Here is a 21,684-nt window from a genome sequence, read left to right on the forward strand (position 1 = left end):
TACGTTTTTAAAATTAGGTGTTTGCAAAAAGCCTTTTGTCATCCTGAACGAAGTGAAGGATCTACTCTCCGCTATGCTTCTTCGCCCTGTACAGTCTGCGAATAGATCCTTCACTTCGTTCAGGATGACAAACCTTTAAAACGTCATTTAATCCTCGATTTATGTAGTAGCCATAACATTAAAAATAAGCTTAGCTCCGCGGAGGGTTATAAGATGTTTCGCTATGCATTCTGTTAATTCTTTAATTCTGTGAATTCCGGTTCAGACAATTACCTTTTGAGCGATGGGTAACCTGAAGCCATTTCGGAATTGGGATTTTTGATTTCGGATTTTGGGGACCTCCCGCCCCTCAGTAACTATATTCCAAAAAACAACGTATACCAGCTTTCTTTTGAAGGCCAGGAAAGCCTGGTATGTGGCGATTCTTTGAACCTGTCATATTTAATGCTCCAATACATTTATACATGGAAAATATAGGTTACCTGATGCGCACCATCGCCGGTGTATTAGTTTTATCATCGTTAGCGATGTGTACCAAAAATAAAATTGACCGGCCGCTAACCGCGCCCACGGTTACAAACGCCAAATTTTCGACCTTGGCTACCACCGATTGCACGTATACGGTTCAGCCCTCTGAGTGGATGGTGGACGGAACTAATTTACCTGCAGGTTCTATCGTGTGCATCCCGGCCGGAACAAGAGGCGCTTTGCTGCTTAAAAACTTTAAAGGAACTGCGGCTGCCCCCATTATTATTATTAACAAGGGCGGTAAAGTAACCTTTTCTACATCTGTTACAGCTTCATACGGGTTTAAAACACAAAATTGCCGGTATTTTAAGATGCTGGGAAATGGCGATCCGAATACCGAATATGGCTTTGATGTAAATGGCGGCAACATCGGTATAACGATGGACGATCTGAGTTCAGATTTCGAAATAGCAAATGTTGAAGTCCGTAATAGCGGCTTTGCAGGTATTATGGCCAAAACAGATCCATCTTGTGATACGGCAACATGGCGCGGCCACTTTACGATGCAAAATATAATTATTCACGACAACTATGTTCACAAAACAGGCGGCGAAGGACTTTATGTAGGCAATTCGTTTTATGCCGATGGCGTTTCGCTTTCCTGCGGTAAGGTTTTGCCTAATGATATGGTTAATGTCAAAATATACAAAAACGTTACCGACTCTACGGGCGCCGAAGGTATTCAGGTTGGCAGTGCCATTTTAGGATGTGAAGTTTATAATAACACGGTCAGGAAGCCGGGAATAAGCCCTTTTTCGGCCTATCAAAATAACGGTATACAAATAGGCGAAGGTACCGGGGGCAAATGTTATAACAACCTGGTTAAGGATGCTCCCGGCAATGGCATTATTGTTCTGGGGCTTGGGGATAACCAGGTATTTAACAACTATATCATAAACTCAAAAGGCTATGGTGTTTTTGCAGATTCAAGGTATACCCCGGGGCCTAATTTCCAGTTTATCAATAATACCATTATTGCTTCAGTTTTAGGCGGTATCAAACTAAATTCCGAAACTATCCCCATGAATACCGTTATTAATAATGTTTTTATCCAATCGGCATCGGTACAGCCGATAATTAAAATAAGCAGTAATGTTATGCTTACAGCTTCAAATAATTATGTGGGCAAGGCTGTAAGCGCATGTAAATTTGTAAATTATAACGCAAATAATTTCCATTTACAATCATCTTCACCGCTTATCAATGCCGGGGCAAACGTTTTATCATACGGCGTAGGATTTGATTATTATGGCACCCAACGCCCCGATGCCGGAGCGTTTGACATTGGGGCCACTGAGTATTGATATATCCCATTCGGTAAAATCAATTATTAAATATTTGGAATCATCGTTGGTAAGCTACCCTTTAAACTACTTAAGCTTAGCCCTGCCTTTTCACTATTGCGTTGATCCAAATGGGGGCAAAGGGCGAGGTACAGCCTTTTGATACGGGGTAATTGCGATATATGCCCAATCGTTCGCCTATATCCAGCGCACGTTGGCGGTAAGCGGAGTGGTATATGCCAATTTGCGCCAGTGTGGTGTTCATGGTCCACTGCACTTCGGGAGGGGCAACAGGCATTTCGGTCTCGATGCGGTCGAGAATGCCGGGGATATCCAGTCCTTCGGGGTTCCTGGCCACCCGACGGCTGGTAAGGCTCCAGCCTACGCGGGCAGCCATGGGGTGGTCGGCAACCAGCCATTGCTGGCGTAATTGTTCTTTATCGGGATATTCCTTTATCACATGGGCATATAGCCAGTCGATAACCTGCGCAAACGTTTCGGATCGCACCATGCTGTTTATTTCTTCTGCGGACAATGCCTTTGGAACCATGATGAGTGTTGCCAGGAACCTTGCCTCAATATTGCCGGTTTCCCATAAGGCTTGAGCAAATTCATTATCGGGCTTTATCTTTTTAGCCAAGGCGCGGATGTCGCCCATCATTACGCCAAACTGGTTTTGGTGCGCCCCGAATTTTGTGTTATGGGCACGCATTTTCCCGTTCCCAAGTGCCTCCAATTTTGTAAGGATCTCTGCTACAGTCATGGTATTATTGGTAATTTAAGCATGGTTTTAATTATTCGAATATAGGTTGTTGGAGAGAAAAAAGCTAAAGTTCGAAATCAAAAATATGTCGTTGAGAGCGATAGAGTGTGGGCGGATGACTTGTGATTTTTTTACAAATTGTCATCTCGATAGAGCAGGGGAGGGAATGTGGGAAAGCGCGAAAGAGAGATCCTGTACAACATACAAGTCGCTGCACATTTCCCTTTTTTTAGCGTAGGTCTTGTGTGTAGGCTTTTGAGTGATGGGTGACCTGTGCTCCACGACAAATTAATAAATAGACCGTCATTGCGAGGCACGAAGATAACCGACCGCAGGGAGCTCATTAATACCTATAAAAATAAAAACACAACATTAATAATCCCCGATTTACAGAGCGGCTTTGCAAGTCAGATCTGTGTAGTTTGGGATTGATTCGTTCTTACAGGGGAGGGAACAAGAGCACTTCGTTTACCAAATTTCTGTTTTTTACAAATTGTCATCTCGATAGAGCAGGGGAGGGAATGTGGGAAAGCGCGAAAGAGAGATCCTGTACAACATACAAGCCGCTGCACATTTCCCTTTCTTTAGCGCAGGTCTTTTGTGTAGGCTTTTGAGTGATGGGTGAACTGTGCTCTACAAGTTTATTTAGTAGTAATAACAGCATCGGCCCGCTCATGGCCGCGGGAGGGCCTAGTCCTTTTTGTCTTGATACAAAAAGGACCAAAAAAATCAAGTCGGCAGAAATGCTTCTTTGCCGCACGGGCCGTTACCCCGCAAACCGGCCAGAACCTGGGCTGGGATTATTTTGCCCTCGCCCGCTTTGCCCACTTCTGCAAAAACTCCCTATGCCCTGCAGCCGCACAGCCCCGCATCGTTTTGGCCGTTTTCGTCCGAAGCTGCTCTGCCGACGGGAAGGGAACATGAGAGCTTACCCATGACAAGTTGTAGAATCCCAGACTTACGAAGTTTTTAAAACTTCGTAAGTCTTTCGCCGGTTTGTTATTCCCCCTTCAGAGTTTCGCGAAATTTTACCACTCAGGATAACCACAAAAAAAGCACTGCACTCCCGGTATTCGTAAAAATCGTCATTGGCAGCTTGGGGAGCACAAGCAAACCCTTTTGGCGTTTTATGCAAAGGAATGGGGTTATTACCGGCAAGTATTGTGAACACCTTTAATTAAGAGTCAATACCGCTACACATTGCATTACAAAAGCCATTACGAACGGCGCGTTCAAAAAGAAAACAGAAAATACCTTTATGGCAGTGTTTACAAAATTTTCATTTACGCCTTTTTCCTTTAAACGGTTCATTCTTTTTAAAGCAAGAAAATTAAACCATAGGTATACGATTACCGGGGTAGCCAAAAAAAATGTTGATATAAAAAAGCTATGGGCGGGCAGTAAAATGCCATTATTGCCCAGTATAGCATGAAGCACAAAAACAATTGTGTATATAGCAATGGATGTTATCAGTAAATTGCGTTTTATCAATCCCTTTTTATGTATTAAGGCATAGATAACAAAGTTTGAGGCCGCAAAAAACAGGATGTATACAAGCTTTAAAATCATGATATAAGGTTTGACCAAATATAACAGTTATATTATGGACGTAAAACGGGAAGTTGGGGATATTCGAACAGCGGGGAGACTTCGGAGAGTGGATATACGTTTTTAAATATTAAAATGAAAGAAACCTTATTTTATACACTTAAAGTGTGGATTAGCAGCGTGGTTTTAGGGCCGGTAATGTACAGCGCATCGGATATTTTGTTTGAGCCAAAGCGTTCAGACGATTTTTCCTGCAGCTTATCTTTTATTGCATTTTCGGTGCCTTATGGTTTAATACTTTCAGTACCAAGTTTCGTTATCCTTTGGCTTACTACATATGGTATCAGCAGGTTGAAATTAAGTATAATGGCGACTAAGTTATGGCTTAGCATAGTTGGTACCGTACTCACTGCATTACCCTTCGCGCTAATATTCGGGCACGACGATCCTTCAGGTTATCTGTCAACTATTGCCTGGGCTACATCTTACAGTTTAGTAATTGTAGTAGGGATATGGTTTTACAAACTTAAGCTTGCAATTACGATAACTTAACCATCGCCAATTAATCTATCAATTGGTATTGTTACCAACAGGTCAATTACTGTTAAAAAAGAATTATTTTTTACTTTACGTTTCAGCGAGTTTGCTGCCGATAAGCAAGTTGTTGGAGAACAACTCCAACAACGGCGAACATTTCAGACTGCAAGGGAAGTAGTGGTGTATAAGTTAATTGCTTCTTTTATAAATGTTAAAGATAGTAGATTACAGTTTTTCATCAATCTGTAAATAAATGAATCACATGTACATTGAACAAATGTAAATGATTTTTTAAGGAGGGTCTTTAACAAATTAGCCAAATATTTCCCGGGGACATTTTTAATTACTTTAGATGGTTTAAAGTGTTTTTTTACTAAGTTCAATTGTGTTTGATATTTGAGCCTAGGATGTTTTCCTTTTAAGGCAACTTTTACACTAAGAAAAAAAGCTTGGACACTGGAAGTTTTCAATTGTTTGGGAATTGACCTTAAATCACAATCTCTACCCGGGTCTATATTTAGATATTTTATTCCTAATTTAAATTTTCTTATTAGAAAAAAATGAGCGCTTAACTCAGATAATATTGATGAGAAATCATTTAAAAGATCAGAAAGATTAAATTTAACTTTAATATCAGCTAATTTAATCTTTGTATTTTCTTCTCTTATGATCTCAAAAATAGCATTTGATTCAAATATGTAATTTTCGATACTGTATCTATCAAGATAGAATAAATTTGGTAGCGAGGTTTTTATTTTTAATATTTCATCAAAATCGTTATCTACAATAAAAACTCTTTTGTTATTCGTAAGGGATTTTTCAGCTTTTTTTATAACAAAATCTTTTCCTCCTAACGGAAAGATTTTCCCAATTAAAATGTTGGGGAACAATTTTTTAAATATTTGAAAATACAAGTTTTCTTGATAGTCATCTTCTATAAAGATACTTATATCGTTAAATTGTGACCATAAAATTTCCTGACCCAACAAGCCTTTTTTTGATCTCTTGGGTATGCTGCTAGATTCGGTAATCATATTAATTATAAGGTAGTAGAACTTGGCAATACTCTTCGTTGTCACCAACAATTTCCGGTGAGTGTGTAGCTATTATTAGTTGGGCATCTTTGGGCATTAATTTTTCAACAGCCCCAAGAAATTCTTCTTGCCATTTGGGATGCAGTGATAATTCCGGTTCATCAATTATAAATAGGTTTAGGTTTAAATTATATTTAATATACGTCAATAGAATTAAAATCTGTTTTTCGCCAGACGATAAATTTTCAATATCTCGGTCGCTGTCAATTTTATTGCCTTTACGGTCAAGAATATGAAAGAAAATTTGAGCTGTTTTTTTACTGATGTAAAGTTCTTTAGAAGAATCTTTAAGGAATTTATTTATCGTTTCTAAAAACTCTTCCAAAGGCTTATACAACCGAATTGAAACCTCTTCATATTTTTTAAATTCTATGACTAAATCATTTATCTTTTTAAATTGAGTAATATTTATGAGATAAAGTAAATCAAGCGCTTCCGATTTATTTGTAGTCGTCCGAAGAATATTTTTCAAATTTGAAAAATATTCTTCGACTTTAGTTATTTCGCTCGTTTCATTTTTATGAGCGCGTCGACTCATAATTATTTGATTTTCACGTAAAAACTCTTTTACCTGTTCTTGTAGTTTTTCTATTTCAGCAATAGTAGGTCTGCTTGACGTTAAAATTTTACTTAAATTGTCGTCAGTTATTATATTATCGAATGCTGCTAAAATGATTTTTCTATTTATTGAAGAGTAAAACTCTAAAACGTTGTTTCTGTATAAGTTGAAGTTTTTTATAATCTCCGCTTTAACTTTGTCGATGGGGGTAGTTTCCAGCTTTCTTTCAGTAAATCTAATTCTATCCGGTGTCAAAAAATCTTCTTGTACTCGATATTCGCTTCCTTCTTGAGTGTAAAGGTTCCTATCTAATCCAATAACAGTAGGAGACGGTATAGTATTTATTATAAAGTCCCATGTTTCTTGTTCATGAGGTTCTGGTTTCAACGGCTTGTATCTGCCTTTAATTGAATCTCTTAGTGGTTTGTTTTTTGTTAATTTATTAGGATGTGTTCGGAATTTAGCGCTTAGTTTAGGAAAAACCTTCCCTTGGCTTAAATTAGTTAAATCAAAAACTATTTCTAGTTCGTCTTGCCTGCAAATAAATTCATATTCTTCTCCTTGAAAAAGGAAATTTAACGATATTTTTTTAAATTCAATTAAGCACAATTCATCTAAGTTTAATGTCAACAGCCAATTTAATAAATTTAGCACACTAGTTTTCCCTGATCCGTTTATTCCCACTAGTATAGAAATACGGCTATGAAAATCAATGGTTTTGTTCATAAACCCGTATAATTTAATCACTGAAAGTCTTTTAACTTGCATCGTATAGATTGTTAATTTTTGTTGATAAATATAATATTTTAATATATAACAGATATCAACCAAACCTTTGATATTCCTTGAAAGCTATAATAATTTATATTTAAATCTCCTCATCCGACAAATACCGCTACCCCCAAATGACGGACAAGACATATTTTAATTATTTTTTTTAAATTTTCTACCTGGATGTATTGAAAATATCGCCGAAGAATTGTTTACTGTTGGCCTATTTGCAAGTGTCCGATCTATATTGACTTTGGTTACGAACGGACTTCACAATAACTCTACCATGTGACCATAGTCCGTGAGTAACGATGAATAATTTTGTATCCCGGCGTTAGGGAGTGTAGCGTATACCGGCCAATGTGGTTAAGGCCTGTGCAGTATGAGCGTAAAACCCGGCCCGCAGTTTTTAAATTCAAAAGTAAAAATTCAAAAGTCAAAAGGATTTGCATGTTGGGGACTTGTCCTGTGGGGTGCTGATCCGCTGGCCAGCGGACAGCATGACTTGGGGGGAGGATGATTGCGGTAAACAAAAAGCCTCCCGGAGTTTTTGGCTTCGGGAGGCTTTGTTATTTGGGGTAACCGATGTGCTCTGGAGCATAGTCGGGGATTGCTTCGTTCCTCGCAATGACGGTGAGAGAGATGGTCCCGTGATATGTAGCGTTGCTCTGTAAGTTGGTGGTTGCTTCGTTCCTCTCGCAATGACGGGAGGGTGAAGGATGGCGGTAATACATGGTGCAGAGGCCTTTGCCCGCGTGCTTCGACAGGCTCAGCATGACCGGGCCTTTTTACTTTTCACCTTTCAGCTTTTGCCATTCACCTTTTGCCTTTTACCTTTCACCTTTCGCCTTTCACCTTCCCTTACACCAAATACTCAAACAACGTTTGATCCTTATTCAGCTCAATTACTTCAAAGCGGTGGGCTGCCATGCGGTTGAGCAGGGCGGGGTAGTCGCTGGCTGATTTTAGCTCGATGCCTACCAGTGCGGGGCCGTTTTCTTTTTCGGTTTTTTTGATGAACTCGAAACGGGTAATATCATCATGCGGACCTAACACGTTATTTACAAACAACTTTAACGCTCCCGGGCGTTGCGGAAAGCGGACGATGAAGTAATGCTTCAAGCCTTCGTACAGCAGCGATTTTTCTTTGATCTCCTGCATGCGGGCAATATCATTGTTGCCACCGCTGATAACGCAAACTACCTTTTTGCCTTTTATTTTATCCTTGCAGGCATCAAGTACCGCTACGGATAGGGCGCCTGCGGGTTCAACTACTATGGCGTCTTCGTTGTACAGTTTTAGTATGGTGGTGCAAACTTTACCTTCGGGTACCAGCAGCATTTCGTCGAGCACTTCGCGGCACAGGTTGTAGGTGAGCTTGCCTACGCATTTTACGGCCGCGCCATCTACAAAACGATTAATTTCTTTGAGTGCAACGGGACCGCCCTGCTCCAAAGCCTGCAGCATGGATGGGGCGCCTTCGGGCTCAACACCAATAAGGTGAATGCCGGGTACGTTTTGTTTAAGGTAGCTGCCGGTTCCGGCTGCCAGGCCGCCACCGCCTATGGGCATAATGATGGCCTCGATATCGGGCAGGTCCTGTAAAATCTCAACGCCCACTGTTCCCTGGCCTTCAATGATGCGGTAATTATCAAAAGGAGGGATAAAGGTCATCTGGTGGGCTTCGGTATATATCAAAGCCTCGCGCAGGCAATCATCAAAAGTATCACCGGTTAAAATGATCTCGATATTGCCTTTGCCGTGCATTTCTGTTTGGGTAACCTTTTGCTTCGGGGTAATTTCGGGCATAAAAATTACGCCTTTGGTACCCAGGCGGCTGCAGCTAAAAGCCACGCCTTGCGCGTGGTTACCGGCGCTGGCGCAAACTACGCCGCGGTCGAGCTGATCCTGGGTTAGCTGACTTATCATGTTGTAGGCGCCGCGTAATTTGTACGAGCGTACAATTTGCAGGTCCTCGCGTTTTAAATATATTTGGCACTCGTACTTTGCCGATAATCCGGCGTTGTACTCCAGTGGTGTGCGTTTAACAACCCCTTTCAATCGTTCGTATGCCGAATCGAAATCGAGCAGGTTTTTAGTTTCGGTTTCCATTATTAATTTTTTACCAGCCTGTGGGCCATTAAGCCATGCAGGTCTTCATCGTTTATATTAAGCTTGGCATCGGCAAGCGTTAAAAATTTACTGTATACCAGGGCCAGCTCTACTTTATCTAAGGTGAAACCCAGGCGTTCCAAATGGAACTTCAGAGCATGCCTGCCGCTGCGCGCGGTTAGCACTATTGTGGCGCTCGGAAAGCCTACATCTTCAGGGCGAATGATCTCGTAATTTTCGCGCATTTTCAGGAAACCATCCTGGTGGATGCCCGAGCTGTGTGCAAACGCGTTATGGCCCACAATGGCTTTATTAGGCTGCACCGGCATCCGCATTTGCGTACTGATCATATGGCTAAGCTCGAAGAATTTTTTAGCATCGATATGGGTATGCAGGCCCAATACCTGGTGTACTTTCAAAATCATGACTACTTCTTCAATAGCGGTATTGCCTGCACGTTCGCCAATGCCGTTAATGGTGCCTTCAATCTGGCGGGCGCCGTTTTGTAAGCCGGCTATGGAGTTGGCGGTTGCCAGGCCCAAATCGTTATGGCAATGTACCGATATGATGGCTTTATCAATATTTTTAACGTTCTCTTTCAGGAAACGGATTTTGCTGCCGTACTGATCTGGCAGGCAATAGCCGTTGGTATCGGGGATGTTAACCACAGTGGCTCCGGCGGCAATAACGGCCTCAACCATTTGCGCTAAAAACACCACATCGGCACGGCCGGCATCTTCGGCATAAAATTCAATATCTTCAACAGATTTTTTGGCATACTTTACAGCTTCAACGGCACGCTCCAGGATCTCCTCGCGGGTGCTGTTGAATTTATGTTTGATGTGCATATCTGATGAGCCGATACCTGTATGGATACGCGGATATCTGGCATATTTTAATGATTCGACAGCAGCATCAATATCACCTTTGTTGGCGCGGGTTAAGGCGCAAACAGTAGGGTTTTTAACAGCCTTGGAAATCTCGACAACGCTTTGAAAATCTCCCGGACTTGAAACCGGGAAACCGGCTTCAATAATATCCACGCCCAGTAGTTCCAGTTCTTTAGCTATCTCAATCTTTTCGGGAGTGGTTAACTGGCAGCCTGGTACCTGCTCGCCGTCGCGAAGCGTGGTATCAAAAACATAAACGCGGTTGGGATCATGTAACATATCTTTTTATTTTAGTATCAAGTATTTAGTATCAAGTAGCAAGATTTGTTGCTGGTACCTGATAACTAATTACGCTTATTAATTATTAAACTATAAATATCGTCAATCAGAACGTTTTAAAAAAGTGCCGTTGACAATACCTTTCCTGATATTAAGTTTTAGCATCGAGAATCAAGACGGTTAACAGCGAGATAAAAAATCTTGCTACTTGATACTTGCTACTTGATACCAAAGGAAGCTACTCTTTAATTGCCACAAACCTTAGCCTTTTATAATCGGCGTACCATTGGCCGCCTTCGTTATAGTAGGGTTTTAGTTTGCGGGTTATTTCTTTTAATATTTGTTCCTGCTCATCTTCGGGGATGCCTTCCAAAAATTGCGCGCCAAACATGGTTACCCATTTGGCTACGCCCTGGTCGCCATCCTCAAGCGGGGTTTTACGGTCATAATGGGTTGTAAATGTTACCCTGAAGCCATGTTCTTCCAGCATTTTGGCGTATTCGCCGGTTGATGGGAAGAACCATACTTTGGTATCGGCCTTTTGGTAGTAGCCATGGTTTTGCAGTACTAAACGGATGGCTTCCAATAATTTTGCAACGTTGCCTTTGCCGCCCATTTCGGCAACAAAACGGCCGCCGGGTTTCAATGCATTATAAATACTTTTGATAGCACCGTTGGCATCCAATACCCAATGCAAGGCCGCGTTGCTGAATACGGCATCATACTTTTCTTCGGTAAAAAAATCGGCAGCATTTTCTACCGCGAAATCAACACCGGGGAATAAAGTTTTTGCCTGGGCTATCATTTCGGGCGAAGAATCGGTGCCTTTTACTATCGCGCCTTTATCCTGTATCTGCTTGGTTAAATGGCCCGTGCCGCAACCTATATCAAGAATATGCTCGCCGGGTTTAACATCCAGCAAAGCCAATACATCCTCCCCGTATTGAAATACAAAGGAATGTTTCTGGTCGTATAAATCAGCGTTCCACTTCATTTTATTAGTCATTATGTCATTAGTCATTAGTCATTGGTTTGACTTGGGATCGATGACGTGTTAATCTTTCCTGCTCCCCCTTCAGGGGGCTGGGGGGCTACAAATATTCCAGCACCTTTTGCCCCATAGCCTTAGTGCCTAAAATTTTGCTTTTATCGGTATTTGCATCCGCGATATCGCCGGTGCGGTAACCGTCTTTCAGCGTTTTATCAATAGCTGTTGTAATTAGTTTTGCTTCGTCTTTTAGTCCGAAACTAATTTCTAACATCAAAGCTACGGATAATATAGATGCCAGTGGGTTAGCCTTATCCATACCCGCAATATCATGTGCCGAGCCGTGGATAGGTTCAAAAAAGCCGGTACCATCGCCAATTGATGCCGATGCCAGCATGCCCATTGACCCAGCAATCTGCGATGCTTCATCAGTTAAAATATCACCAAAAAGGTTGGCGGTTAATACCACATCAAACTTTTTAGGGTTTTTAACCAGTTGCATGGCGGCATTGTCAATAAACATGTGCTCGGTTTCCACCTCGGGATAGTTTTTGGCCATGTCCTGCACCACCTCGCGCCACAGGCGTGATGCCTCTAACACGTTGGCTTTATCAACAGAGCATAATCTTTTACCGCGTACCATGGCAGCTTCATATGCTTTTATGGCGATGCGCTCAACCTCGTAACGGGAATAAATCATCAGGTCGGAAGCTGTATTGCGGTCCTCGCTGCGTTTTTTCTCGCCGAAGTAAACGTCGCCGGTAAGTTCCCGGAAGAAAAGAATGTCGGTTCCTTTCAAAATTTCCGGTTTCAGGCTTGAAGCATCCAGCAGCTCATCAAATAACATGATGGGGCGCAGGTTGGCATACAAGCCCAGTTCTTTACGGATCTTTAATAATCCCTGCTCGGGGCGTACCTTGGCCGATGGATCATTATCATATTTTATGTGACCGATGGCGCCAAATAAAATGGCATCACTGGCTTTTGCTTTTGCTAAAGTTTCGTCGGGCAGTGGATTGCCTGTAGCCTCGATACCCGCGTGACCCATCAGGGCCTCGTCGAAAGTAAACTCATGACCAAAATCCCGACCGATTTTCTCTAAAACTGCTTTACCCCAGGTGGTAACCTCGGGGCCTATCCCGTCGCCGGGTATTACTAAAATGTGTTTTTTCATGCGCCCCCTAACCTCCGCCAGTAGTCGGAGGAATGTTTTTTTATAGTTAGATATTATGCGGTTTTGTGCCGCGTATTTCTTTTAATTTCATTGTCATGCGCTCGGCGTCGGTTTCTACCCATTCGGTATACTCATCTATCGCTAACAAGCGCAGCTCATCATCAATATAACCTTCCTCAACCATTTGTTTTGACATGGCAACCTTTGCCCAGATGCCTGCTTTGTTAACAAAGTTGGGTTCGCCTTTTTTGTAAACCTCATCGGCATTAAACTCCTCAATAGCCTTGAAGCCGGCCTCCGTAAAATATTCCGGCAGGTCTTGGGCTATGTGGTTGTTCATGCCGGCATCACCGCGCCACCTTAAAAAGGTAGCGTAAAACCGCAGCATGCTTGGCGGTGGTTGTGGCTGCCATTCCAGCGCTTCATGGTTATAATCCAATATAGACACTATTCCACCTGGTTTTAGCAACGAATACATTTTTTTCAAAGCTTCAACAGGGTTGTTTAGCCATTGCAAAACCCTTGCAGCTACAACCAGGTCGAACTTTTCTTCAGGTTCAAAAGCAAACAGGTCGGTATAGATCAAATCAAGGTTTTTTACCGAAGCGTAGGTTTCCCTACCGCTTTGTATAAAATACTCCGTATTATCAATACCAGTAACATGACCGGTTGAACCAACTTTGGCAGCTATATCTTTACTGATAGCGCCGGTACCGCAACCCACATCCAAAACTTTCAGCCCAGGTTTAAGGGCCGACGCGAGCGTTGCATAATCATTCGCCAAACTACGTTCGTCAAACAACTTCGCCGTACCTTTACCTTCTCTGTGGATTGTTTTGTTCATTAGTTCACTGGTTCATTAGTCCTGGCAGCGGGCATGGTTTCTGACCTTTCGCCTTTCACCTTTCAGCTTTTACTTCTGGTCTTCAAATTCCTGTATCAGCTCCTTTTTGCTCAGGATATAGTCGATATCATCATAACCGTTGGTCATGCAGGCTTTTTTGTAGGGGTTAACCTCAAAGGTTTCCTGCTCGCCGGTGGCTACAATTTTAATGAACTGGTCAACAAGGTCAATCTCTACAACGGCATGCTCATCGGCATAAACCGCGTCGAAGATCTTCTTTAAAAACTCATCGCTCACCTGTACCGGCAGCAAGCCGTTATTAAGGGCGTTGCCTTTAAAAATATCGGCAAAAAAGCTGCTTACTACGGCATCAAAGCCATAATCGGCAATGGCCCAGGCAGCATGCTCTCTGCTACTGCCGCAACCAAAGTTTTTGCCTGCAACCAGTATTTTACCGCTGTAGTTTGGATTGTTGAGTACGAAATCCTGTTTAGGGTTATTGTCTCCGTCAAAACGCCAGTCGCGGAATAAGTTATTGCCAAAACCATCGCGGGTAGTGGCTTTCAAAAACCTTGCGGGGATGATCTGGTCTGTATCGATGTTCTCGATAGGCAGAGGCACCACGCTGGTTTGTATATGTTTGAATATTTTGGTTGCCATCTTTTTTTAGATTTGAGATGTTAGATATGAGATTTGAGACTTTCGCCCGCTATCTCAATATTCGTATAATGTTCTACAGTAGGGAAAGGGTTATAAAAATGATGCAATAGACCTTTCCATTCCTGATATTCTTTTGATTCTCTGAAGCCCACTGTATGATCGGTAAGTTTTTCCCATTCTACCAGTAAAATGAATTGGCTTTTGTGCTCAATGCATCTTTTCAATTGATGGGAATGGTAACCGGCCATTTTTGATATGATGCCCTGTGCTTGTGAAAACGCTTTTAAAAAGTCATCCTCCTGCCCGGGTATCACATTCAGTATGGCAACTTCAAGTATCACTTTATTTAGATTTGAGATATCAGATGTGAGATATGAGGTTTTTGAAGCTGTCTCAAATCTCATATCTCACGTCTCATATCTATTCAAACTAATTCTGATTCAGACAAAAACTCCCTGATATCCGTAACCTTCCCCGTAATTGCACTTGCTGCCGCTGTTAAGGGGCTTGCCAGGAAGGTGCGGCTGTTTGGTCCCTGCCTGCCTTCAAAGTTGCGGTTGGAGGTAGATACGCAATATTTACCTGCGGGAATCTTATCCTCATTCATACCAAGGCATGCGCTACAACCCGGTTCGCGAAGCGGGAAGCCTGCGGCATCAAAGATCTTGTCCAATCCTTCGCGGATGGCTTGTTGCTGTACTTGTTTGGAGCCGGGGACTACCCATACCACTACGTTATCTGCCTTGTGTTTGCCTTTTACAAATTCGGCTACCTGGCGCAGGTCTTCTATGCGGGAGTTGGTGCAGCTGCCGATGAAAACATAATCAATAGGTTTACCTAATAATTGCTCATCATCATGCAGGCCCATGTAATCAAGGGCTTTTTTATATGATCCCTGTTCTTTTGCCTCGAACGAAGCAGTTTCGGGAACGTGTTGTGTAACGCCAATACCCATACCCGGATTTGTTCCGTACGTGATCATTGGCTCAATATCTTCGGCTTTAAAGGATAATACTTCATCAAAAGCTGCATCAGCATCTGAGTATAAAGTTTTCCAGTAAGCTACTGCTTTGTCCCACTCTTCGCCTTTAGGGGCAAATTCGCGGCCTTTTACATATTCAATGGTTGTATCATCAGGTGCTATCAATCCGCAACGGGCACCCATTTCGATGCTCATGTTACAGATGGTCATACGGCCCTCCATACTTAACGCACGGATGGTGTCGCCGGCATATTCCACCGCATAGCCTGTACCGCCGGCTGCCGAAATTTTGGAGATGATATACAGGATAATATCCTTTGCGCCAACACCGTTTTGCAGCTTGCCGTTAACCTCAATCTTCATACGTTTTGGGCGCGATTGCAGCAAACACTGCGTTGCCATCACCTGCTCAACCTGTGATGTGCCTATACCAAATGCTATGGCGCCAAAGGCGCCGTGTGTTGAAGTATGGCTATCGCCGCAAACATAAGTGCCACCCGGACGGGTGATACCCAGCTCGGGCCCTATTACGTGTACAATGCCCTGGAAAGGGTGACCTAAACCATAAAGCTCGATACCAAACTCTTTGCAGTTTTTGGTGAGCATATCAACCTGGTAGCGGGAAAGTTCTTCTTTTATGGGAAGGTGCTGATTAATTGTAGGAACGTTATGATCAGCAGTGGCCACGGTTTGTTTTGGCCTGAAAACAGGTAAACCCCTTGCACGCAAACCATCAAATGCCTGCGGACTGGTTACCTCGTGAATGAAGTGTGTGTCGATGTATAAGATATCAGGAAAACCCTCGTTGCTACTGACGACGTGCGCATCCCAGATCTTATCAAATAATGTTTGTCCCATGGTTTTATAGTATCAAGTAGTTAGTATCAAGTATCAAGTACTGGCAGCGGGTAGCCAGCTTGATTTTTGATACTATATTGGTGTTTATAACAAGTAGTTAGTACCGCTTGCAGATCAAAAATCTTGCTACTTGATACTAACTACTTGCTACTGAAACTTATGCTTCTACAACCTGGTTTTCAGGGCGTAAGCTGCGTACAGTTTTACCTGCAAGCCATAATTCGCTTTCGCGTAATTCTTTCAGTTCGGCATCTAATTTTTCGCGGTAATCCGGCTGGCTGTTCAAATCAATTGAACGTTGTGACTCTTTGCCGGTTGCAACGCTTTTGTATAATTCTTCAAATACCGGTTTTGTGGCATCACGGAATTTTTTCCACCAATCCAAAGCACCACGTTGTGCTGTAGTTGAGCAATTGGCGTACATCCAATCCATACCGTTTTCTGCAACAAGAGGCATTAATGATTGGGTTAACTCTTCAACAGTTTCGTTAAAAGCCTCAGAAGGTGAGTGACCATTAGCACGCAGTACATCGTACTGAGCAGCAAAAATACCCTGGATACAACCCATCAGCGTACCACGCTCGCCGGTTAAATCACTGAATACTTCTTTTTTGAAGTTAGTTTCGAATAAGTAACCACTACCAACAGCGATACCTAAAGCGATAACACGATCAAATGCTTTGCCAGTTGCATCCTGGAAGATGGCGTAGCTTGAGTTTAAGCCACGGCCTTGAAGGAACATACGACGTAATGATGTACCGGAGCCTTTAGGGGCAACCAAAAATACATCAACATCAGCAGGTGGAACAATGCCGGTTTGCTCGTTAAAAGTAATACCAAACCCGTGAGAGAAGTATAATGCTTTACCCGGAGTAAGGTGTTTTTTAACAGTTGGCCATAAGGCAATCTGCGCTGCATCGCTTAATAAGTAGCAAATTACAGTTCCTTTTTCTAAAGCTTCTTCAATTTCAAAAAGGGTTTCGCCCGGTACAAAGCCATCGCTGATAGCTTTATCCCATGTTTTGGTGCCTTTACGCTGACCAACAATTACATTGATACCATTGTCTTTTTGGTTTAACGCCTGACCTGGACCTTGAACGCCATAGCCAATTACTGCTACAACTTCGTCTTTAAGAACATCCTGAGCCTTTGATAAAGGGAACTCATCGCGGGTAACTACATTTTCTTCGGTACCGCCGAAATTTAATTTTGCCATTGTTTTTTGATTTTTTGTGATTTCACCGATTAAGGATGATTTCACCGATTTTATTGTTAAAGTTTATATTAAAGTGGGGATTTCACCGATTAAAGATGATTTCACCGATTTTGATTATTATTAATTTAAGGTTATGCTTCTTACTCCCCCTTCAGGGGGCCGGGGGGCTTTTACATCGTAAATACTTTTTGCCCCTGGTTTAAAAATTCGTTCTCAATAACGTCTTCGCCCGGTTCAAGGCGCTCAAACTCGCGCAATTTACGGTTAAATCCGTCACTATCTTTAATAATTGCAACACGTGCGCTGCGAACAAATTCTATCAGGCCGTAAGGTTGCAAAATACTGATCAGGTTATCCGTTTCTTCGCGGTGTCCGGTGGTTTCAAACACGGTATAATCCTTGCGCAACACTACTACACGGGCTCCGTTCTCGCGCAATAAACGCTCAACGCTCACCTTCTCGGCAATAACATCGGTTGATACTTTATATAACGCCATTTCCTGCCAAATAACATCTTCGTTGGTGTGATAATAGCATTTTAATACCTCAACCTGTTTTTCTATCTGGCGGGTAAGTTTGCGCACCACATCTTCCGATTCGTTGATTACGATATTAAAGCGGTGAATGCTCTCTATCTCCGATGGAGAGGTATTCAAACTATCAATATTGATTTTACGACGGGTAAATATAATAGCAATCCGGTTTAACAAACCAATCTGGTTCTCGGTATAAACCGTGATGTTAAATTCCTGTTTTTCTGTATCCTGGGTCATTTCTTTAGTTTTTTAAAGTCCTCTCCTTTGGAGAGGATTTAGGTGAGGCTTTTTCTATTTTAACCTGATCTCGCTTACACTGCATCCTTGCGGTACCATCGGGAACACGTTGTTTTCTTTGGTAACCATTACTTCTAAAAGGAATGACCCCTTGTTGCTCAGCATTTCATTTAATGCCGATGGCAGATCTTTGCGGTCATCAATACACTTGCCGGGGATGCGGTATGCTGCTGCCAGCGCCACAAAATCGGGGCTTTGGATATCAACGAACGAATAACGGCGTGAGTTGAACAGCTCCTGCCATTGCCTTACCATGCCCAGGAAACGGTTGTTCAGGATGATGATTTTTACATCGATGCCGCATTGCATTATAGTACCTAATTCCTGGCAGGTCATCTGGAAACCGCCATCGCCTATGATGGCAACAACTGTGCGGTCCTGTGCGCCAAATTTAGCACCAATGGCAGCCGGCAGGGCAAAGCCCATGGTACCTAAACCACCGCTGGTAACATTGCTGCGGGTTTTATTAAGTTTGGCATAACGGCAGGCTACCATCTGGTGCTGGCCTACATCGGTAACTATTACAGCTTCGCCTTTGGTTATTTCGTTAAGTTGCTTAATCACCTCGCCCATGGTCATTTCTGCCGATGTTGGGTTTAGTTCAGGTTCAATTACCTGCTCTACTTCCTGGCGGGTGTATTCATTGAATTTAGCAAGCCATTCGGTATGTTGTTTGGCCTCAACCAATGCAGTAAGCAACGGCAGGGTTTCTTTGCAATCGCCCCAAACCGGTACGGTTGATTTTACGTTTTTATCTATCTCGGCCGGGTCGATATCTAAATGGATCACCTTAGCCTGTTTTGCATATTTATCAAGGCGGCCGGTTACACGGTCGTCAAAACGCATCCCTATAGCTATCAATACATCGCATTCATTGGTCAACACATTTGGGCCATAGTTACCGTGCATCCCCAGCATGCCCACATTTAGCGGATGATCTGTTGGGATTGCGCCCGCACCTAAAACAGTCCATGCTGCCGGGATCCCGCTTTTTTCAACAAAAGTTTTAAACTCTTGCTCGGCGCTGCCCAAAATTACACCTTGTCCAAAAAGGATAAATGGTTTTTTCGCTTCGTTAATTAAAGCGGCGGCTTCCTGGATATACTGCGGGCGAACTATAGGTTTTGGCCTGTAGCTGCGGATATGGTTGCAAGGTGTATAACCTTTATAGTTAAACAGCTGGATCTGCGCATTCTTTGTAATGTCGATCAATACTGGTCCGGGGCGGCCGCTTTTGGCAATGTAAAATGCCTTGGCAATCACTTCTGGGATCTCATTGGCATCGGTTACCTGGTAGTTCCATTTGGTTACCGGGGTAGTAATGTTGATCACATCGGTTTCCTGGAAAGCATCGGTACCTAAAAGGTGCGCGAAAACCTGGCCGGTAATACATACCAATGGTGTGCTATCAATTTGCGCATCAGCTAAGCCTGTTACCAGGTTAGTTGCACCTGGACCGCTGGTAGCAAACACTACACCCACTTTGCCGGATGTACGTGCATAACCCTGGCCGGCGTGGATTCCGCCCTGCTCATGGCGGACCAGGATATGGTTCAGCTTATCATTGTAATCAAATAAAGCATCGTAGATAGGCATAATTGCGCCACCCGGATAACCGAAGATGGTTTCAACACCTTCAACAATCAATGCCTCCAATAATGCTACCGATCCTGAAACTTCAACTACTGGTGCTTTCTCAGCTTCTCCTGTGATTTCACCAATTTCCTGAATTATTGTTTGCGTCTCCATTTTTTGCCCCCCAGCCCCCTAAAGGGGGAGTGTTAAGTGTATATTTTTATTGTTTATATTTTGCCCTTTTCTTCCCTTGTTCCTGTTCCCCCTTTAGGGGGGTAGGGGGTGGGGCTACATTTCATCTGTTACACAACCTTCTGCAGCTGTGCTTACCGTTTTGGCGTATTTGTACAGTAACCCTCTTTTCGCTTTAAGCTCGGGCTGTACCCAGTTGACTCGGCGTGCCGCAATTTCTTCTTCGGATACCTTTAGCGTCATGGTGTTTGTTGTCGCATCAATCTCAATGGTATCATTATCCTTAACAAAGGCAATCAAACCACCGTCATAAGCCTCGGGTGTAATGTGGCCAACCACAAAACCATGCGTACCACCGCTAAAGCGGCCATCGGTAATTAACGCTACCGAAGCGCCTAAGCCTGCACCAAAAATGGCGCCTGTTGGTTTCAGCATTTCGGGCATTCCCGGTGCGCCTTTAGGGCCAATGTTGCGGATAACCACCACATCGCCGGCACGTACATGCCCGCTTGTGATTCCGTGGATAAGTTCAAACTCGCCGTCAAATACGCGGGCAGGGCCTTCAAAACGTTCGCCTTCTTTACCGCTGATCTTGGCAACGCTGCCACCTTCGGCAAGGTTTCCGTATAAGATCTGCAGGTGACCGGTGGCTTTTATTGGATTTTCTGCCGGGAATATGATCTTTTGGTTTTCAAACTCCATTTCAGGAACTTCTTCCAAATTCTCTGCTATGGTTTTGCCGGTTACTGTTAAACAGCTGCCATCTATCCAGCCTAATTTTAACAGGTATTTCATTACCGCAGGCACACCGCCTACTTTATGCAGGTCTTCCATCATGTATTTACCGCTTGGCTTCATATCGGCCAATACCGGGATGCGGTTACTTACCGCCTGGAAATCATCCTGGGTTACTTTAACGCCAATGGCTTTTGCCATGGCTATCAGGTGCAGTACGGCGTTGGTTGAGCCACCAAGAACCATGATGGTTACTATAGCATTTTCAAATGCCGCACGGGTCATGATGTCTGATGGTTTAATATCTTTTTCTAATAATACCCTTATCGCTTTACCGGCTGCAAGGCATTCGGCTTTTTTCTCGGGGCTTAATGCCGGGTTCGAAGAGGAGTAAGGCAAGCTCATGCCCAAAGCCTCAATTGCCGATGCCATGGTATTAGCAGTATAGATACCGCCGCAGGCACCTGCGCTTGGGCAGGCATTTTTTACCACGCCCATAAAATCCTCGGGCGTGATGTTACCGGCAATTTTTTGGCCTAAAGCCTCAAACGCCGATACAATGTTAAGGTCTTCACCTTTATAGTGGCCTGGCTTTATAGTGCCGCCGTAAACCATAATCGACGGGCGGTTAAGCCTGCCCATGGCTATAACAGAGCCTGGCATGTTTTTATCACAGCCCGGAAGGGTGATCAATCCATCATAATATTGCGCTCCGCAAACCGCCTCAATTGAATCGGCAATTACATCGCGGCTTACCAATGAGTAGCGCATGCCTTCGGTACCCATGCTCATGCCATCGCTTACACCAATGGTATGAAAAATAAGGCCTACCAAATCTTCGTCCCAGATACCTTGTTTAACTATCTTGGCAAGGTCGTTTAAGTGCATGTTGCAGGTGTTACCATCGTAACCCATACTGGCCACACCAACCTGTGCTTTTTGCATGTCATCATCAGTTAAGCCAATGCCATAAAGCATGGCCTGCGCTGCCGGCTGGGTTGGGTCTTGCGTTAAATTCTTGCTATACTTATTCAATTCTATAGCCGCTATGGTATCTGATGATGAACTCATTTTATTTGTTTAGATAAACTAACTTTATAAATTATTCTTGTTGTTGACCAGGTTTATTTGATTGCTTGAATCAATATACGTAAGGTAGATATAGCAGCAAGGAATAACAATAGTTAGGATTTATTTTTTAAAAAAGTATATTATATTGTTATTTTATGCTTTTGTGATATAAAGTTACGTATTTACATGTTT

Annotated in this window: 18 protein-coding genes; 2 read left to right on the plus strand and 16 right to left on the minus strand. The window is 43.1% G+C overall.

The genetic code is table 11. The features are described from left to right. Positions 1-464: 464 nt before the first annotated feature. Entirely contained in the window at positions 465-1,832 is a 1,368-nt protein-coding gene (locus AC1DO4_RS24145) for a choice-of-anchor Q domain-containing protein (protein WP_477420122.1), read from the plus strand. Between the two features lie 76 nt (positions 1,833-1,908). Here the strand turns inward: AC1DO4_RS24145 and AC1DO4_RS24150 are convergent, their stop codons facing one another. After that, positions 1,909-2,574 carry a DNA alkylation repair protein gene (locus AC1DO4_RS24150; RefSeq protein ID WP_477420123.1) on the minus strand — a complete coding sequence of 222 codons (666 nt, stop codon included), beginning with the start codon at positions 2,572-2,574 and terminating at the stop codon, positions 1,909-1,911. A 1,173-nt stretch (positions 2,575-3,747) separates the two neighbouring features. Continuing rightward, positions 3,748-4,143: a hypothetical protein gene (locus AC1DO4_RS24155; protein WP_477420124.1), complete on the minus strand. Its 396-nt coding sequence runs from the start codon at positions 4,141-4,143 to the stop codon at positions 3,748-3,750. Positions 4,144-4,257: 114 nt separating this feature from the next. Between AC1DO4_RS24155 and AC1DO4_RS24160 the strand changes: the two genes are divergently transcribed. Further along, on the plus strand, positions 4,258-4,674 hold the full coding sequence (locus tag AC1DO4_RS24160; RefSeq protein WP_477420125.1) for a hypothetical protein: 417 nt from the start codon (positions 4,258-4,260) through the stop codon (positions 4,672-4,674). A 143-nt stretch (positions 4,675-4,817) separates the two neighbouring features. Here the strand turns inward: AC1DO4_RS24160 and AC1DO4_RS24165 are convergent, their stop codons facing one another. The 14 genes from AC1DO4_RS24165 to ilvD form a co-directional block, all read right to left on the minus strand. After that, positions 4,818-5,693, minus strand: coding sequence for a DUF4435 domain-containing protein (locus tag AC1DO4_RS24165; RefSeq protein WP_477420126.1), 876 nt, complete (start codon positions 5,691-5,693; stop codon positions 4,818-4,820). A gap of 1 nt (position 5,694) precedes the next feature. Next, positions 5,695-7,038, minus strand: coding sequence for an AAA family ATPase (locus AC1DO4_RS24170; RefSeq protein WP_477420127.1), 1,344 nt, complete (start codon positions 7,036-7,038; stop codon positions 5,695-5,697). Between the two features lie 906 nt (positions 7,039-7,944). Beyond that, positions 7,945-9,195 carry a threonine ammonia-lyase IlvA gene (gene ilvA / locus AC1DO4_RS24175; protein ID WP_477402880.1) on the minus strand — a complete coding sequence of 417 codons (1,251 nt, stop codon included), beginning with the start codon at positions 9,193-9,195 and terminating at the stop codon, positions 7,945-7,947. Positions 9,196-9,197: 2 nt separating this feature from the next. Next, positions 9,198-10,364 carry a 2-isopropylmalate synthase gene (locus AC1DO4_RS24180; RefSeq protein WP_477420128.1) on the minus strand — a complete coding sequence of 389 codons (1,167 nt, stop codon included), beginning with the start codon at positions 10,362-10,364 and terminating at the stop codon, positions 9,198-9,200. A gap of 238 nt (positions 10,365-10,602) precedes the next feature. Then, positions 10,603-11,358 (minus strand): class I SAM-dependent methyltransferase, encoded by a 756-nt coding sequence (locus tag AC1DO4_RS24185; protein ID WP_477420129.1) that lies wholly within the window; start codon positions 11,356-11,358, stop codon positions 10,603-10,605. A 97-nt stretch (positions 11,359-11,455) separates the two neighbouring features. Further along, on the minus strand, positions 11,456-12,526 hold the full coding sequence (leuB, locus tag AC1DO4_RS24190; RefSeq protein ID WP_477420130.1) for a 3-isopropylmalate dehydrogenase: 1,071 nt from the start codon (positions 12,524-12,526) through the stop codon (positions 11,456-11,458). 46 nt (positions 12,527-12,572) lie between these two features. Further along, positions 12,573-13,370 carry a methyltransferase domain-containing protein gene (locus AC1DO4_RS24195; RefSeq protein ID WP_477420131.1) on the minus strand — a complete coding sequence of 266 codons (798 nt, stop codon included), beginning with the start codon at positions 13,368-13,370 and terminating at the stop codon, positions 12,573-12,575. Positions 13,371-13,439: 69 nt separating this feature from the next. Beyond that, a complete protein-coding gene (leuD, locus tag AC1DO4_RS24200) occupies positions 13,440-14,030 on the minus strand; it encodes a 3-isopropylmalate dehydratase small subunit (RefSeq protein ID WP_477420132.1) in 591 nt (196 codons plus the stop codon). A gap of 20 nt (positions 14,031-14,050) precedes the next feature. Continuing rightward, complete coding sequence (locus AC1DO4_RS24205; RefSeq protein WP_477420133.1) at positions 14,051-14,371, minus strand: antibiotic biosynthesis monooxygenase family protein; 321 nt, start codon at positions 14,369-14,371, stop codon at positions 14,051-14,053. Positions 14,372-14,454: 83 nt separating this feature from the next. Continuing rightward, the gene (leuC, locus tag AC1DO4_RS24210) at positions 14,455-15,870 is read right to left on the minus strand and encodes a 3-isopropylmalate dehydratase large subunit (RefSeq protein ID WP_477420134.1); all 1,416 of its coding nucleotides are present in this window, start codon (positions 15,868-15,870) and stop codon (positions 14,455-14,457) included. A gap of 157 nt (positions 15,871-16,027) precedes the next feature. Continuing rightward, positions 16,028-17,086, minus strand: a complete 1,059-nt coding sequence (ilvC, locus tag AC1DO4_RS24215) for a ketol-acid reductoisomerase (RefSeq protein ID WP_477402887.1) — start codon at positions 17,084-17,086, stop codon at positions 16,028-16,030. A gap of 170 nt (positions 17,087-17,256) precedes the next feature. After that, on the minus strand, positions 17,257-17,859 hold the full coding sequence (gene ilvN / locus AC1DO4_RS24220; RefSeq protein WP_477402888.1) for an acetolactate synthase small subunit: 603 nt from the start codon (positions 17,857-17,859) through the stop codon (positions 17,257-17,259). A gap of 54 nt (positions 17,860-17,913) precedes the next feature. Continuing rightward, the gene (ilvB, locus tag AC1DO4_RS24225) at positions 17,914-19,668 is read right to left on the minus strand and encodes a biosynthetic-type acetolactate synthase large subunit (protein WP_477420135.1); all 1,755 of its coding nucleotides are present in this window, start codon (positions 19,666-19,668) and stop codon (positions 17,914-17,916) included. Between the two features lie 114 nt (positions 19,669-19,782). Further along, positions 19,783-21,492, minus strand: coding sequence for a dihydroxy-acid dehydratase (gene ilvD, locus AC1DO4_RS24230; protein ID WP_477402890.1), 1,710 nt, complete (start codon positions 21,490-21,492; stop codon positions 19,783-19,785). Positions 21,493-21,684 lie beyond the last annotated feature (192 nt).

This window comes from Mucilaginibacter sp. P5_A6, assembly GCF_056400585.1.